The following is a 16,087-nucleotide window of genomic DNA, read 5'->3' on the forward strand; positions in this document are numbered from 1 at the left end:
ACTGCCGCCCCATGATCCGCCTGAAACAACTCACATTGCGCCGCGGGCTGAAAGTCCTGCTCGACGGCGCTGATCTCACACTGCATCCCGGCCAGAAAATCGGCGTGGTCGGCCCCAACGGCGCCGGCAAATCGTCGTTCTTCGCGCTGCTGCGCGGCGAGTTGCACGCCGATGGCGGCGATCTGGAGCTGCCGCCTCGCCTTGTGATCGGCCATGTGGCGCAGGAAACACCGGCGCTGTCCGTATCCGCTCTCGACTACACGCTGGATGGCGATAGCGAGCTGCGCCGCATCGAAGCCGAACTCGCCGTTGTTGCCGACGACGGTGTGCGCCACGGCGAGCTGTTGGCACGACTGGAAGCGATCGATGGATATGCCGCACCGGCGCGCGCCGCCAAACTGCTTGCCGGCCTCGGTTTTTCCGAAGCCGAGATGCAGCGGCCGGTGTCGAGTTTCTCCGGTGGCTGGCGCATGCGGCTCAATCTTGCGCAGGCGCTGATGTGCCGCTCCGACCTGTTGCTGCTCGACGAGCCGACCAACCACTTGGACCTGGAAACGGTGGTCTGGCTGGAGGACTGGTTGCGCAGCTATCAGGGCATGCTGCTGGTGATTTCGCATGATCGCGATTTCCTTGATGCCACTGTCGGCTGCATCCTGCATGTCGACGCGGCCAAGCTCACGCTCTACACCGGCAACTATGCCGATTTCGAGGCGCAGCGCGCCGAGAAGCTGTCGCAACAGCAGCAGGCGTTCGACAAGCAGCAGCGCGAGATCGCGCACCTTGAATCGTTCATCACCCGGTTCAAGGCCAAGGCCAGCAAGGCCAAGCAGGCACAGAGCCGGGTGAAGGCACTGGAGCGGATGGAGATCATCTCCGCCGCGCACGTCGATACCCCGTTCACTTTCAGTTTCCGCGAGCCCGAATCCAGCCCCAGCCCGCTGATCCGGCTGGAGGGCGTCGACGCCGGCTACGGCGCGCCCATCCTGGGCGGCATCAACCTCAGTCTGGAAAAGCAGGCGCGTATCGGCCTCCTGGGCGTGAATGGCGCCGGCAAATCGACGCTGATCAAGACGCTGTGCGGCGAGCTGCCGTTGCTGGCAGGGCAGCGCATCGAGGGCAAGGGCCTCAAGATCGGCTACTTTGCCCAGCACCAACTGGAGCACCTGCGGCTCGACGAGTCGCCGCTGTGGCACCTGCAGAAGCTTGATCCCGCCACTCGCGAGCAGGAACACCGCAACTTCCTTGGCGGCTTTGATTTCCATGGTGAGATGGCCACCAGTCCGGTACGGCCATTCTCCGGTGGCGAGAAAGCACGCCTGGCGCTGGCGCTGTTGATTTGGCAGCGGCCCAACCTGCTGCTGCTCGACGAGCCGACCAACCACCTCGACATCGAGATGCGCCAAGCGCTGACGCGCGCGCTGACCGATTTTGACGGTGCCATCATCGTCGTGTCGCACGATCGGCATCTGCTGCGTGCCACCGTCGACGATTTCTGGTTGATCGAAGCCGGCCGTGTGCGACCGTTCGATGGCGATCTCGATGATTACGGCCGCTACAGTCAGGAAAAACGGCTGGAAGGCGCCCGTGCCAGCCAGCCGCAGGGCTCGGGTGACACCGTCGACCGCAAGGCACAGAAACGGCTGGAAGCCGAGGCGCGACAGAAGCTGGCGGTGCAACGCAAGCCGCTGGAGCAGAAGCTCGCCAAGGTCGAGAAGGAAATGGCGCCGCTCAATGCTGAGCACGCGACGCTGACCGCCAAGCTGGGCGACGAAGGCATCTACGCGCCGGAGCGCAAGACCGAGCTGCAGGATGCGCTGAAGCGCGAAGCCGAGGTCAAGAGCCGGCTCGACGAGCTGGAACTCGAGTGGCTGGAACTGCAGGATGCGCTCGAAGCGCTGGCGGCGTCATGAGATCCAGCCTCGGTCCCTTGCTGGTCTGGCTGGTGGTGTTCGGCGGCGTCTTCGTGGCGATGCAGCAGTTCATTGCCGCGCGCGAAGCGCCGGGGATGGCCGTGTCCGCCAGCAACGGCCACGAGCTATCCATTCCGCGCTCGCCCGATGGTCACTACCGGCTACGTGGCGAGATCAACGGCCAACCCGTCGTGCTGATGATCGACACCGGCGCGAGCTCCATCACGCTGCCGGCACCGCTTGCTGAAAGCCTCAACTTGCCGCGTGGTGAATCCATCACCTCCTATACCGCCAACGGCACCGTCCGGGGCTACGAGACCGAGCTCGCGCGCTTGGCTTTCGGTGGCTTTCAGTTCGAGCGTGTCCGCGCTGGCGTGGTGCCGAACATGCCGGGCGGTGAAATCCTGCTCGGCATGAACGTGCTCGGCCGGCTGGAAGTAGTCATGCGCGGCGAGCGTATGATCTTGCGGCTGCCTGCCGACTAGGCTTGCGTTGACCTTTAAGTTCATCTTTCATCGCTAGCCAGTTTCGATCTTTTCGCCTAACGTGGGGCTCCGCGTGCAGCGTGCGCCTGCCGCTCATCTCCTGGAGCCCCCATGTTCAAGAAACTCGCTGCTGAAGCCCTCGGCCTGTCCGATATCGGCGTGATCATCTCGCCGGCCGACTACGACAAGGTCGATGCCGACGACTACCTGTTCCACGAGGACAACGAGAAGATCTTCTTCCTGATCAAGTCGAAGAAGGATGAGTATTGCTTCACCAACTTCGGGCTAATCCATGTGGATGGCGATTCGGCGGTGTCCTCCAAGCGCACCATCCGCCGCTATGAATACGCCAGCGCCGATATCGAGGGTGTGTCGATCGAGACCGCGGGCACCATCGATCTGGATATCGAGCTCAAGTTCGTGATCGGTGGCGTGCCGTTCTCCATCGACGTGAAGAAGAACTTCCTCGAAGCGCTGAAGGACATCTACAAGGCGCTGATCACCATCGGCCGGATGCAGAAGAAGGACGAGATCTCGCGCGCCAATGCGCTGCACACGCTGGATGCGGTGGCGAGCATGTACAAGATCAATACGGTGACAAGTGAGGAGGCGCTGATCAAGAACTACAACGCGCTGCTCGACAACCTGAACAACACCATCCAGGTGCGCTATACCCGACGCGATTTCAGCCCGGTGTTCGAGAAATACATCCATAGCTGAAGCGGCGTTAAGGGAATTCGGGCGCGGTGGTGGACCGGGTATCGACCTACATGATCGGAAAGCCCGGCGGCAATGCTGATTGGTTGATCACGCCAAAACCGCGTGCTTCTCGCAGAGGCGATGGGCTGCGAGAAGCCGCACGATGGTGCCAAGGTAGAGGCCAGTCACGCCGTGGTCCCGGCTCCAGGCAAGCAAGGCCTCCAGCAGTTGTGCGCCCACACCGTGTCGTGACCCTCGCCATTCCCTGGCGAGGAACATCGTGCGCAACGCCCCTCTCGCTACCGCCGAGGTCGAGCAGTCCGAGCGTGCCGATGAGCTCGTCACCGTTTGTGGCAACCAGAATTGGCCGCTGCCGCGTTGGTAAAAGCCGGGGGGCGGCTAGCTCCGGCTGTACGCCCAATGTGATCGGGATGCCGAATTCCTGCTGCCGGATGGGCACAATCGACCCGGCAACACCAACTGTATCGGTGGCAGGAATGGTCACAGCGCAAACGGCGTCGCCATGTGTGCGCTGCCGTTCAGCCTTGTTCCGGTGTCAGTACCAGCGGTTCCAGGCTGTTAAGCTTCCAGATGCCGGTCAGCCGCCATTGACCAGCGCTGTCGCCGAGTTCGATGCGCCAGCGCGGCTGGGAGAGCGGGGCGGTCAGTTGTGCGGAGTAGAGCTGTTCGCCATTGCGCTGCAGTGCAATGGTCTGGTCCAAACCCGAGCGGGTGGGGTGGAGCAGTTTGAGCGTTAGCTTGCCGGTTACCGGCTTGGCAAAGACCAGACGCAGGTTGCGACCATCATCAGCCAAGAGCAGCTGCGCAGAAAGTCCCAACATGGCCGCCTGACGATCACGATCGAGTTGCTCGTTGATGGCCTGGCCTTCCTTGTAGTAGTCGTCGCTGACGAGGCCATCGTTGGTCTGCGTGGCGATCACCATCATCGCGATACCACCAACCACCGACAGTGCGGGAATGGCGATCAGGAACCAGGGCCAGAATTGCTTGTACCAGGGCAAGGCAGGGGTAGTCGTCGTGTTCATGGGGTAGGCGATACGTATGAAGCAGGTTAGAACTACGCCGCTTGCCGAGTTCCCTTGTCGCGGCAAGCGGAGCAGGTGAGCACAACGGATCAGCGATTCAGGAAGGTCGCCTTCTCGCGCGAATTGATGCCGGAGCGGTCGTCCGCACGCACGATCAGTTCGATATCGCGCGCGCCCTTCGGGGCATTTTCCGGCGGAACCTGCAGCTTGACCGCGACTTCGACGATACCAGTCGATTCGACCAGCACACGGTTGTCATTCTCTGCGAGCACGCGCACGCCGGGTAGGCCTTCAGCCTCGATCACGAACACATGGGCGTTCTCGTCGGCATTCTCGATCTGCACACGGTAGCTGTTCTCGATCCAGCCTTCGTCGGTTTCTCGCACCAGCGCGACACGGTCGCGCGCGATGTTGACCTTGAGCGGCTGGCGCAAGGCCAGCGAAATGGCAGTGACCGCGAACACGATGCTGAGGATGACGGCGTACATGATCACGCGCGGGCGCTTGAGGCGGGACCAGAAGCTGCCTTCGGGCACCTTGCCTTCCAGCACGTTCTGCGTGGTATAGCGGATCAGGCCGCGTGGATACTGCATCTTGTCCATGATCTCGTCACAGGCGTCGATGCAGGCAGTACAGCCGATGCATTCGTACTGCAGCCCCTCCCGGATATCGATGCCGACCGGGCAGACCTGCACGCACATCTTGCAGTCGATGCAATCGCCCTTGCCCTCGGCCTTGTAGTCACTGCCTTTCTTGCGCGAGCCGCGGGGCTCACCGCGCTGCTCGTCGTAGCTGACGATCAGCGTATCGGCGTCGAACATCACGCTCTGGAAACGGGCGTATGGGCACATGAACTTGCACACCTGCTCGCGCAGCCAGCCGGCGTTGCCGTAGGTGGCAAAGCCGTAGAACAGAATCCAGAACGTCTCCCACGGCCCTACGCCGAATGACAGCGCTGCCTCCCACAGGCCATGAATGGGGGTGAAGTAGCCGACGAAGGTGAACCCGGTCCACAGCGAGAACAGCACCCAGATCGCGTGCTTGGTTGCTTTGAGGCGCAGCTTGCGGGCATTGAGCGGTTCGGCGTCGAGCTTGATCCGCTGCATGCGGTCGCCCTCAATCCATTTTTCGGCCCACAGGAAGATCTCCGTGTAGACCGTCTGCGGACAGGCGTAGCCGCACCATAGTCGCCCACCGATAGTGGTCCAGGCGAACAGGCCGAAGGCGCAGAGGATCAACAGGGCGGTGAGGTAGATGAAATCCTGCGGCAGAAACACCAGGCCGAAGATGTAGAACTTGCGCTCCACGAGATCGAACAGCAGCGCCTGCCGCTCGTTGATGGTGAGCCAGGGCACGCCGTAGAAGAACAGCTGGGTGGCGATGACGAAGAAGATGCGCCACTTGTTCCAAAAGCCGTTGATCCAGCGCGGATACACCTTCTTGTGCTTGGCGTAGAGGCTGATTTCCTCGTACTCGCCGTCGTCCTTCATCTGGACGACGGTGACCGGAATATCCTGCAGCTTCTTGCTCATGGCCACTTCCTACAAAAGACTGGTGCCAGCGTGCGGCGGGTGGGCACGCTGACAGCAATGTTCTGGAGAACGATTCCCGTTTGCGGGATCGGTGATTCAGAAGTGGCAACGGGCGGGGATGGCCCGCCCGTTGCCGCTACACGATGGTGCTTACTACTTGACCCTTACTGCTTGGTCGCTGCAGCGTCGTTCGACAGACCGTAGACATAGGCGGCGAGCAAGTGGACCTTGGCATCACCCAGGAAGGCCTGCCAGGCCGGCATCTGGTTGTCGCGACCGTTGGTGATGGTCTCGATGATGGTGGCTTCGGAGCCGCCATACAACCACACGCTGTCGGTCAGGTTGGGGGCGCCCACAGCTTGGCTGCCCTTGCCATCCGGTTGGTGACAGGCCGCGCACACCTGCTTGAAGGTGGCCTCGCCGCGGGTTGCACGTAGCTCGTTGGTTGGCTTGCCGGCGATCTTCAGCACGTAGTTGGCGACGTCCTTGACCTTTTCCTCGCCGAAGGCGGCGCCGAAGGCCGGCATCTGGCCGTGGCGACCCTTGTTGATGGTCTCGAGGATCTTCTCGGGCGTGCCGCCGTGCAGCCAGTCCTTGTCGGTCAGGTTCGGGAAGCCCTTGGCGCCTTGCGCATCGATGCCGTGGCACTGGATGCAATAGGTGTTGAACAGGCGCTTGCCCAGAGCCTTGGCATCGCTGTCCTGTGCCACCTGGGCGATCGGCATGTTCTGGTACTTGGCGAAGATGGGGCCGTACTTGTCGTCGGCTTTCTTCACCTCGGCCTTGTGCTGGCCTTGCTGCGACCAGCCCCAGACATTGCCGAAGGCAACGAGGCCCGGATACAGCACGAGGTAGCCGACCGAGAACACGATGGTGCCGTAGAACAGCACCACCCACCAGCCAGGCAGCGGGTTGCCGTATTCCTGCAGGTCGCCGTCCCAGACGTGGCCGGTGACATCGGCCTTCTCGCCCTTCTTCAGCTTGATCGAACTCTGGCTCTTGACCAGATAGGCCAGCCACAACAGCCCGGCGAGGGACACGATGGCGATGAAGATGCCCCAGAAACCGCTAGTGAAATCGCTACTCGAATTCATGATTTTTTCTCAGCTCCGCAGGATCAGGACGGCTTGTTGCCCGAGTCTTGGTCGTCTTCGTCGATGAAGGGCAGCTGCGCCGCCTCGTCCATGTCCTTCTTGTTGCGGCTGCTGTAGGCCCAGAAGCACACGCCGACGAAGAACACGAAGCAGATGACCGTGAAGGCGATCCGGATCAGGTTTTGCCAGTCCATTCCCTTTTACCTTTTGTTCTTCAGTGCAAGGCCCAGGCTCTGCAGGTAGGCGATGACGGCATCCATTTCGGTCTTGCCTTCAACGTCCTTGCTGGCGCTGGCGATTTCGGCGTCGGTGTACGGCACGCCGATCTTGCGCAGCGCGCTCATGCGGCCCGGCATCGCCTCGGCATCCACCTTGTTGGCAGCCAGCCACGGGAACGGTGGCATGATCGATTCGGGCACCACATCCTGCGGCTTGATCAAGTGGGCGCGATGCCACTCATCCGAGTAGCGTCCACCGACGCGCGCCAGATCCGGGCCGGTGCGCTTGGAGCCCCACTGGAACGGGTGGTCGTACACCGATTCGCCAGCCACCGAGTAGTGGCCGTAGCGCTCGGTCTCGGCGCGGAACGGGCGGATCATCTGCGAGTGGCAGGTGTAACAGCCTTCGCGGATGTAGATGTCGCGGCCGGCCAGCTGCAGCGCGGTATATGGCTTCACGCCCTCGATCGGCTTGGTGACCGATTTCTGGAACATCAACGGCAGGATTTCCACGAACATGGCCACGCTGACAACGAGCACCGTCAGTACGATCAGCCAGCCCACCTTTTCTTCGATCAGAGTCTGTAACTTGTTCATTTTTCTGTTAATTCCGTGACATCAGGCGTGGGCGTGAACCGCCGGGATCTGGGCATCGACCGGGCGGCCGGCCGTCGCCGTGCGCAGCACGTTGTACAGCATCAGTACCATGCCCGATAGGAACATCGCGCCGCCGAGGAAACGCACGAAGTAGTACGGGTGGGTGGCCTTGACCGCGTCGATGAAGGCGTAGGTCAGCGTGCCGTCCGGGTTCACCGCGCGCCACATCAGGCCCTGGGTCACGCCGGCGATCCACATCGAGGCGATGTAGAGCACGGTGCCGATGGTGGCGACCCAGAAGTGGGTTTCGATCAGCTTGACCGAATACATCTGCTCGCGGCCGAACAGGCGCGGCACCAGGTAGTAGATCGAGCCGATGGTGATCATGGCCACCCAGCCCAGCGCGCCGGAGTGCACGTGGCCGATGGTCCAGTCGGTGTAGTGCGACAGCGCATTCACCGTCTTGATGGCCATCATCGGGCCTTCGAAGGTGGACATGCCGTAGAACGACAGCGCGGTGACGAGGAACTTCAGGATCGGATCGGTGCGCAGCTTATGCCAGGCGCCCGACAGCGTCATGATGCCGTTGATCATGCCGCCCCAGGACGGCGCGAGCAGCACCAGCGAGAACACCATGCCCAGCGACTGGGTCCAGTCGGGCAGCGCGGTGTAGTGCAGATGGTGCGGGCCGGCCCACATGTAGGTGAAGATCAGCGCCCAGAAGTGCACTACCGACAGGCGATACGAGTACACCGGGCGGCCGGCTTGCTTGGGCACGAAGTAATACATCATGCCGAGGAAGCCCGCGGTCAGGAAGAAGCCCACGGCATTGTGGCCGTACCACCATTGCACCATGGCATCGACCGCACCGGCATACACCGAGTACGACTTGAACGCACTGGCCGGGATTTCCATGCTGTTCACGATGTGCAGCAGGGCCACGGCCAGGATGAAGCCGCCGTAGAACCAGTTGGCCACGTAGATGTGCTTGACGCGGCGCTTGGCGATGGTGCCGAAGAACACCACGGCGTAGGCCACCCACACCAGGGTGATCAGGATATCGATCGGCCATTCGAGCTCGGCGTATTCCTTGCCGCTGGTGTAGCCCAGCGGCAGCGTGACGGCAGCGAGCACGATCACCGCTTGCCAGCCCCAGAACACGAAGGCGGCAAGCCCATCCGAGATCAGGCGTACGTTACAGGTACGCTGCACCACGTACAGCGAGGTGGCCATCAGGCCGCAACCGCCAAAGGCGAAGATCACGGCATTGGTGTGCAGCGGACGCAGGCGGCCGAAGTGGAAATAGGGGCCGAAGTTTAGCTCGGGCCAGACCATCTGGGCGGCGATCACCACCCCGACCAGCATGCCGACAATCCCCCAGACCACTGTCATGATCGCGAATTGCCGAACCACCTTGTAATTGTATGTGGCTTGGTTTTCCATGTAACGCTCCGAAGAGTCTCCAATAACTAGGAATAGTAAAGACTGGATGCGACGGTGAGTCCGGCTGACGGCCCTGGGTGGGCTACGGGGCAAACTTCCGCCATTCTGCGCATGTTTGTTTGTCGTGCGGACTATAGCCAAGCGGCATGGTCCGCACCTTTGATCAGGATCAAAGCGCGCGACGATAGGCGCGCATTCTACCGCGCAAGCGGGTTTCTAGTCTCGGCTTTTTTGCTCGGAAGCCTTGTGTTCATTGGCTTTGGCGGTCATGTCGTCGTCATGCAAAATCCGGTGTGCCGGCCCTTCCAGATCGTCGAGCTGACCGTTGCGCACGGTCCACCAGAACACCGCGCCGATGCCGAGGGCGATCAGTACCGACAGCGGGATCAGTAAGTAAAGGCTCTCCATCATTCAACCCTTGCGCGTGAGGCGCAGTGCGTTGCCGACCACGATCAGCGAGCTGGCGGCCATGCCGAGGCTGGCCAGCCACGGCGTCACGAGGCCCGCCACAGCAAGCGGCAGCGCCACCACGTTGTAGCCCAACGACCAGCCGAGGTTTTGCCTGACGACGCTTTGCGTACGCCGAGCGGTGGCGAGCGCCACCGGCAGCTCGGCCAGCTGGTTGTCGTACAGCACGGCATCGCCGGCCGATTGCGCCACATCGGTGGCTGCACCCATCGCGATGGCCACGTCCGCGGCGGCGAGGACCGGCGCGTCGTTCACACCATCGCCCACCATCAGCACCCGGCGGCCCTGGCGTTGCAGCGCCTGCAAATACGCAAGCTTGTCCTCCGGCGTGGACTGCGCGCGAACCTGATCGATGTCCAGCTCGTGGGCGAGCGTGGTGACCGCTGCTGCGTGATCGCCACTGAGCAGGTGCAGCTGCAGGCCCTGCTGGCGCAAGGCGGCAATCGCTTCGGCCGCGTCGGCGCGTGGTGCGTCGGCCAGGGTGAACACCGCGATCACGCCGTTCTTGTCGGCGAGCACCACCGGCGTGCCAGTGACCGCCACATCGATCGTATGGCCGAATTGGGCGGCAATGAAGGCCGGCGAGCCGATCGCATGGAGACGCCCATCGAGCAGCGCGCTGATACCGCCGCCGGGATGGTTGGCGACTTCGCTTGCCGCCAGCGTGCTGTCGCCCTGCAGGGCCCGTGCCAGCGGATGCTCGGAGGCCGCCTCAAGCGCTGCGGCGCGCGCGCGCGCATTCGCTTCATCACTTCGCAGCACCGAAATGGCCACGATCTGCGGGCTGCCTACGGTCAGCGTGCCGGTCTTGTCGAAGACCACGTCGGTGACACCGGCGAGTGCCGGCAGCGCATGGCCGCGGGTGACCAGCACGCCGCGACGCGCCAGCATGCCGGTCGCGGCGGTCAGCGCCGCGGGGGTGGCCAGCGACAGCGCGCAGGGGCAGGAGATCACGAGCACCGCCACCGTGATCGGTAGCGCATGCAGCGGGTCACGTCCGGACCAGTACCAGAAGGTGAGGGCGGCGATCAGCAGCAAGGCGGCAACGAACCAGCCGGCCACCCGGTCGGCCAGTTGCGCGACTTGTGGTTTCTCGGCCAGCGCCTTGTCCAGCAGCCGTACGATGCCGGCAAGCCGCGTGGCTTCGCCGACCTCGGTCACCTCGACCACCAGCGGTGACGTGCGATTCACCGTGCCTCCAGTCACGCGGGCGCCGTTGTCCTTAGGCAACGGTCGGCTTTCGCCGGTAAGCAGTGCCTCGTCCACCTCTGAGGCGCCCTCCAGCACCCGGCCATCGACCGGGATGGTTTCGCCTGGCTTCACCCAGATCACGTCGCCCGGCTGCAGGCTCGCCACCGTGGCTTCGTGCGGCGTACGCGCTGGCCAGTCGGGCAACTTGTGGGCGAAAGCGGGGATCAGCTTCACCAGCCCTTCCAGCGCTGCACCGGCTCGTTGTCGCGCCCGCGTTTCCAGATAGCGGCCGGCCAGCAGCAGGAAGACAAACATCGACACCGAGTCGAAATACACCTCGCCATGGTTGGCGAGGAGGGCGTATACGCTGGCGAAGAACGCCGTCAGCACGCCGATGCTCACCGGCAGGTCCATGCCGGCCCGGCCACGCTTGAAGTCGCGCCAGCTCGACTGATAGAACGGCCAGCTCGAATAAAGCACCACTGGCAGCGTCAGCAGCCCGCTGGCCCAGTGCATCAGGTTGAGCCAGACCGGATCGATCTCGCCGGGGCGCGAGGTATAGATCGGTACCACGAACATCATGACCTGCATCATCGACAGCCCTGCCACCCACAGGCGGAACAACGCAGCCTTGCGCTGTTTCTGCGCAGCGGCCTCGCGCCGGGCGGCATCGTAGGGTTCCGCGCGATAGCCGATGCTGGCCACGGCTTCCAGGATGGCGGACAGGCTGGTGCGCGTGGCATCCCAGCGCACGCGCGCCCGGTGGGTGCTGTAGTTGATCGCCACTTCCTGCACGCCGGGCAAGCGCGCGATCTGGCGCTCGTTCAACCAGATGCAGGCCGCACAGACGATGCCCTCGATCAGCAGCGCGGCCTCGCGCGATTCGCCGTCGCCGTGCACGAAGCTCTGCTGCAGCGCCGGCTCGTCGTACAGCCGCAGTTGCTCGCGCACTTCCTCGGGCAATGGCGCGGCGCGGTCGGCCGGCCTGTCGCGCTGGGTGTAGTAGTCGCCAAGGCCGGCATCGATGATGCTCTGGGCGACGGCCTGGCAGCCGGCGCAGCAGGCGGGTTGCTCGGAATCGCGGTAACGGATGGCAAGGACGGGGCCGGGCGGAACCGGTTCGCCGCAGTGGAAGCAGGCAGCGGGCATGGACATGGCGTGATTTTACCGTGCGTGACGCGTGCGGCGAGCACGATTCGCGTCTGGCAGGCTGAAGACGGGGATTTGGACTGAACTCGATGAACTACCGTCTGTCGGAGCAGCGATCACGGCGCGCCCGGCCAAACCTTGGCTTACATCGGTTTAGTGCATTGTCATGCACGAATATTCATCCCGGCCTTGCAGGCAACGTGGTAGGTTTTGATAATTAGAAAACAATTATTAAGGCGTATGCCTCGAGGAGGAGAGGATGGAAGGCCCTAGTCTTGCCCGCGTGAATCAGCACTATCTTGATCGCGTCATTGCGGCTTCACAGCAACGGGACATTGAGGCGAGCGAGGATATCTACAGCGAGAACGGCATCAAGCTGCTTTCGAAGGGGGCGCGCATTTCCAGCGGGGCGCAGGAACGGCTGATCCTGCACAAGCTGAAAAAACCGCTGGAGAGCTGCATTGCCGTCAGCGAAGGGGTCGATGCCGACCAGCTCGTGGTCATCGGCCAGCAGGTGATCGACGCAGCGCCAGGCTTGCTGCCGCTGTTCAGCGATTTCGGGCTGTTGCCGCGGTTGCGAGAAATCCCCCTCAATCCGGCTACCATCAGCATGCTCACGGTGGCGCATAGCCACGATCCGCGCACGTTGTCGCATTACGTGCTGGTGGCACTGCTGGCCATCGGGCTGGGGCGGCGCCTCAAGCTCACCGAAACCGAACTGGGCGTACTGGCCGCTGCCGGCCTCCTGCACGACATCGGCGAGCTCTACATCGACCAGCAGCATCTCGACCGCACGCAGGTGCTGACGCCGGAAGCATGGCGGCAGATCGCGGTGCACCCGGTGATCGGCCACAAGCTCGCGCGCGAAGTGTGCGGCATGCCCGACACGGTGGCGCAGGCCATCCTGCAGCACCATGAGCGTGGCGATGGCGGTGGCTATCCACGTGGCCTGCCTGCCCGTGAGCTGAGCCGTGCGGGGCGGGTGCTGGCTGCGGCGGAGATGATCGCATCGCTCGCCGAGCACGGTGAGCATCCGCTGGAGCGCGCCGAGGTGGCATTGCGCATCGTACCGATCGAATACGATCCGGACCTGGTCTCGGTGGTGTCGCAGGCCATGGGCGAGTGTCGCCCGTCCGAATACCGTTTTGCGCCCGATGCACAGGATGCCGAACGTACGCACGAGCTGTTTGGCCGCATTGCCCGCGCACTGGAGCTGATGCATCAGATCGAAAACGAATTGCCGAAGCGCACCCCGGTGTCGCGGCAGCTCTATGATCGGGCACATCACCGCTTCGTGATGATCCAGCGGGCGTTTTCCAGCACTGGCCTCGATCTGTGCGGCGAACACAAAGCTTTCGAATACCTGCTCGGCGATACCTCCGGCTGGCTGCACTTCGAAGTCGGGCTGGTGCTGGGCGAGATCCGCTGGCGGCTGCGCGAACTGGCGCGCGATCTGGCGATGCGTGCCCGCCAGGCATCACCGGCCGAGGCCGAGTACTTCCAGCCACTGGTGGATGTGCTGCACGACGGTTGAGCCGTCGCGCAGCGCCTAGTCGGCCCGCACCGTGCGAAAGCCCACGTGCGAGGTCGGCAGGTTGATCTCCTGTGGATGCCGGGCTGCCGCCCGGTAGCGCACGCAGAAATTGGCTGCGCAGAGGAAAGAGCCGCCCTTGATCACGCCGCTCGCGTCGCGACGCAGTGGCTTGGCGCGCTCTGCCACGCTGGCGTAAGGGTCGCCGTTGCCATGGGGCTGGTGTGGTCCGGTATAGGCATCGCGCGTCCACTCCCAGACATTGCCCACGGTGTCGAAAAGGCCAAAGCGATTGGCGGGGAAGCAGCCGACCGGCGAGCGCCCGAGATACCCGTCCTCGCGGGTATTGAGCGTGGGGAAGTTGCCTTGCCAGAAATTGGCAAGCGGCTTGCCGGCTGCATCGCGTGGGGCGCGATCCAGCCCCGTGTCGTTACGGCCGGCCTTGGCTGCATATTCCCACTGCGCCTCGGAAGGCAGCGACCGCCCCAGCCAGCGCGCGTACGCTTCGGCATCCGCGCGCGTGACCTGCACCACCGGCTGGTTCTCCCGCCCCCGCACGCTGCTGCCTGGACCTTCCGGCTGGCGCCACGATGCGCCTTTCAGGTAATGCCACCAGCCATTGGGCGTGATTTCTCCGCCCTCCGGTACACGGAACACCGCCGCGCCGCCTTCGCGCTCGGCCTCGGTGCGATAGCCGGTGGCTTTGACGAAGGCGGCAAATTGCGCGTTGGTGACTTCGGTGGCATCCATCCAGAATGCCTTGAGCTGGATCGGCGGGCCGGCGGGGCGTTCGTCGGCATAGCCCTGCGTCGTACCGAGCTGCACCGCGCCGGCCGGCACCCGCACCATGCCGGCGCGGGCATCGCGGCCCCAGCCGGCTGGCAGGCCACCGGCCTTGGCGCAGTGGCCGGCCGCGGCGGCAGGGGCCGCCACGAGAACCAGCGCCAGGCCCAGCGCCACCTGCCGTCGTTGGCTGCGCGCTGTCGTCACGGGTTGAGCCCGCTGGTGGGTGCCAGCACCACGCCATTACCCACGATGTAGCGCTGCCATTCCTGCTTGAGCTCGGTGACGATGGCCGGGTAGGCGGCCGACACGTCGTTGGCCTCGGCGCCGTCGCTGGCGAGGTTGTGCAAGGTCCATGCGCCCGGGCCGGCCGGTTGTTCCACCCAGACCAGTTTCCACTGGTCGCGTCGGACCCAGGCGCTGCCGAACAGTTCGTCGGCGAACACGCTGCCGCTGGCGTGGACGTCGCCGCTGCTGCCGACAAGCGCCGGCAGCAGCGAGCGGCCGGTAATCGGATTGATGGTCTTGCCCTTGTAGCTGCTGCCGGGGTTGTCGGCCTTGGCCAGTTCGAGCAGCGTCGGCGCCAGGTCGCGCACGGTGGCGATGCGGTTCAACGGCGACTGCGCGGCAGTCTGCTTGGGCAGGCGGGCGATGGCCGGCGCGCGGTGGCCGCCCTCGGTGGACGTGCCCTTGTAGAGGCGGAATGGCGTGGCGCCGACCTCGCCCCAGCGCTTGCCGTATTGCACGTTCGAGAGCGACTTGCCCAGGTTGGCGAGGCTGTTGTCGGTGTCCGCGTTGTCCCGGAAGATGCCGCTGCCGGCCTCGGCGCCGTTGTCGGACATGAAGAAGATGAAGGTGTTGTCATACTCGCCGATGTCCTTCAGGTGCTGCACCAGTCGCCCGATGTTCCAGTCGAGGTTCTCCACCATCGCGGCGTAGATTTCCATGCGGCGCGCCTCCAGCGCCTTCTGCGGCGCGGTCAGCTGGCTCCACGACGGGTTGCCCGCACTGGCCGGCAGCGGCGCGGCCGGTTGGAAATCCGCAGGGATCACGCCCAGCGCCTTTTGCTTGGCGATGCGCGCGTCGCGGATCGCGTCGTAGCCGACGTCGTACTTGCCCTGGTAGCGGTCGATGAAGTCCGCCGTGGCCTGCAGCGGCCAGTGTGGCGCCGTGTAGGCGGCGTAGGCGAAGAATGGCTTGCCGTCGCCCTTGTTGGCGTCGATGTAGCCGATCAGCTTGTCGGTATAGAAATCAGTGGAATAGAAGTTGGCCGGTGGCGTGACGATCACGCCGTTCTCGCGGTAGGTGACCGCGTCGTAGCTTTGCAGCTTGCCGGCGACCGGCGCGAAATGGCTGCCGCCGCCTTGCAGCAGCGTGTACGACGATTCGAAGCCACGCGCTTTGGCGCTGGTTTCCTCGGTCAGCCCCAGGTGCCACTTGCCGGCAGCATAAGTGTGGTAGCCGGCATCCTTCAGCAGCTCGGCGATCGACAGTGATCGCTCGTTCAGATAGCCCTCGTAGCCGGGCTTGCCCTGCTGATGCGGTGCGCTAGGCAGCATCTCGGCCATGGTGCCAAGGCCCGCCAGATGATGGTCGGTGCCAGACAGCAGCATGGAGCGCGTGGGCGAGCAGGTTGGCGCGGTATGGAAGTCGGTGAGCAGCCGGCCGTTGTTGGCGAGTGCGTCGAGGTTGGGCGTGTGGATCTCACCGCCGAAGGCGCCGATGTCGGAGTAGCCCAGGTCATCGGCCACGATCAGCAGCACATTCGGGCGCTTGCTGGCCTGAGGCGCCGGTGTGGGGGTCGGCTGTGGGGTGCTCGTGCCGTCGCTGGCGCAGCCGGCAAGGCTGGCGGCCAGCACGACCGCCAGCGTGGTATTCAAGGTGCGCATCTCTTCTCCCTATGGGGTTGTTATATTGGGATGAAGAAATTAGCACTGAGGT

15 protein-coding genes are annotated in these 16,087 nt (G+C 63.8%); 4 read left to right on the top strand and 11 right to left on the bottom strand.

Translation table 11 applies throughout. The annotated features are described in order from the left end of the window. Positions 1-11: 11 nt before the first annotated feature. The 3 genes from FLM21_RS10690 (at position 12) to FLM21_RS10700 (ending at position 3,115) form a co-directional block, all read left to right on the top strand. Positions 12-1,910 (top strand): ATP-binding cassette domain-containing protein, encoded by a 1,899-nt coding sequence (locus tag FLM21_RS10690; protein WP_148715558.1) that lies wholly within the window; start codon positions 12-14, stop codon positions 1,908-1,910. Continuing rightward, positions 1,907-2,395 carry a retropepsin-like aspartic protease family protein gene (locus tag FLM21_RS10695; protein WP_148715559.1) on the top strand — a complete coding sequence of 163 codons (489 nt, stop codon included), beginning with the start codon at positions 1,907-1,909 and terminating at the stop codon, positions 2,393-2,395. The genes FLM21_RS10690 and FLM21_RS10695 overlap by 4 nt, the downstream gene beginning before the upstream one ends. 111 nt (positions 2,396-2,506) lie before the next feature. Beyond that, positions 2,507-3,115: a PH domain-containing protein gene (locus FLM21_RS10700; RefSeq protein WP_148715560.1), complete on the top strand. Its 609-nt coding sequence runs from the start codon at positions 2,507-2,509 to the stop codon at positions 3,113-3,115. An 87-nt stretch (positions 3,116-3,202) separates the two neighbouring features. On the opposite strand, the gene FLM21_RS21690 is transcribed toward FLM21_RS10700, so the two are convergent. From FLM21_RS21690 to FLM21_RS10745, 9 genes are all read right to left on the bottom strand, one after another. Continuing rightward, entirely contained in the window at positions 3,203-3,373 is a 171-nt protein-coding gene (locus FLM21_RS21690) for a GNAT family N-acetyltransferase (RefSeq protein ID WP_222846677.1), read from the bottom strand. 260 nt (positions 3,374-3,633) lie between these two features. Continuing rightward, positions 3,634-4,140, bottom strand: a complete 507-nt coding sequence (locus tag FLM21_RS10710) for a FixH family protein (protein ID WP_148715561.1) — start codon at positions 4,138-4,140, stop codon at positions 3,634-3,636. Positions 4,141-4,229: 89 nt separating this feature from the next. Then, positions 4,230-5,672, bottom strand: a complete 1,443-nt coding sequence (gene ccoG / locus FLM21_RS10715; RefSeq protein ID WP_148715562.1) for a cytochrome c oxidase accessory protein CcoG — start codon at positions 5,670-5,672, stop codon at positions 4,230-4,232. A gap of 164 nt (positions 5,673-5,836) precedes the next feature. Then, a complete protein-coding gene (gene ccoP, locus FLM21_RS10720; protein ID WP_148715563.1) occupies positions 5,837-6,766 on the bottom strand; it encodes a cytochrome-c oxidase, cbb3-type subunit III in 930 nt (309 codons plus the stop codon). Positions 6,767-6,789: 23 nt separating this feature from the next. Further along, on the bottom strand, positions 6,790-6,960 hold the full coding sequence (locus FLM21_RS10725; protein WP_148715564.1) for a cbb3-type cytochrome oxidase subunit 3: 171 nt from the start codon (positions 6,958-6,960) through the stop codon (positions 6,790-6,792). Between the two features lie 6 nt (positions 6,961-6,966). Beyond that, a complete protein-coding gene (gene ccoO, locus FLM21_RS10730; protein WP_148715565.1) occupies positions 6,967-7,581 on the bottom strand; it encodes a cytochrome-c oxidase, cbb3-type subunit II in 615 nt (204 codons plus the stop codon). A 21-nt stretch (positions 7,582-7,602) separates the two neighbouring features. Then, positions 7,603-9,024 (bottom strand): cytochrome-c oxidase, cbb3-type subunit I, encoded by a 1,422-nt coding sequence (gene ccoN, locus FLM21_RS10735; protein WP_148715566.1) that lies wholly within the window; start codon positions 9,022-9,024, stop codon positions 7,603-7,605. A gap of 216 nt (positions 9,025-9,240) precedes the next feature. Then, on the bottom strand, positions 9,241-9,432 hold the full coding sequence (gene ccoS, locus FLM21_RS10740) for a cbb3-type cytochrome oxidase assembly protein CcoS (protein ID WP_148717518.1): 192 nt from the start codon (positions 9,430-9,432) through the stop codon (positions 9,241-9,243). A gap of 3 nt (positions 9,433-9,435) precedes the next feature. Then, positions 9,436-11,838, bottom strand: a complete 2,403-nt coding sequence (locus tag FLM21_RS10745) for a heavy metal translocating P-type ATPase (protein ID WP_308418771.1) — start codon at positions 11,836-11,838, stop codon at positions 9,436-9,438. Positions 11,839-12,091: 253 nt separating this feature from the next. Between FLM21_RS10745 and FLM21_RS10750 the strand changes: the two genes are divergently transcribed. Further along, positions 12,092-13,366 (top strand): HD-GYP domain-containing protein, encoded by a 1,275-nt coding sequence (locus tag FLM21_RS10750; RefSeq protein WP_148715567.1) that lies wholly within the window; start codon positions 12,092-12,094, stop codon positions 13,364-13,366. A 15-nt stretch (positions 13,367-13,381) separates the two neighbouring features. Here the strand turns inward: FLM21_RS10750 and FLM21_RS10755 are convergent, their stop codons facing one another. Together FLM21_RS10755 and FLM21_RS10760 are read right to left on the bottom strand one after the other, a co-directional pair. Continuing rightward, positions 13,382-14,353, bottom strand: coding sequence for a formylglycine-generating enzyme family protein (locus tag FLM21_RS10755; RefSeq protein ID WP_222846678.1), 972 nt, complete (start codon positions 14,351-14,353; stop codon positions 13,382-13,384). Then, a complete protein-coding gene (locus tag FLM21_RS10760) occupies positions 14,350-16,035 on the bottom strand; it encodes an arylsulfatase (protein ID WP_148715568.1) in 1,686 nt (561 codons plus the stop codon). The genes FLM21_RS10755 and FLM21_RS10760 overlap by 4 nt, the downstream gene beginning before the upstream one ends. Positions 16,036-16,087 lie beyond the last annotated feature (52 nt).

The organism is Chitinolyticbacter meiyuanensis (assembly GCF_008033135.1).
Taxonomy (GTDB): Bacteria; Pseudomonadota; Gammaproteobacteria; order Burkholderiales; family Chitinibacteraceae; genus Chitinolyticbacter; species Chitinolyticbacter meiyuanensis.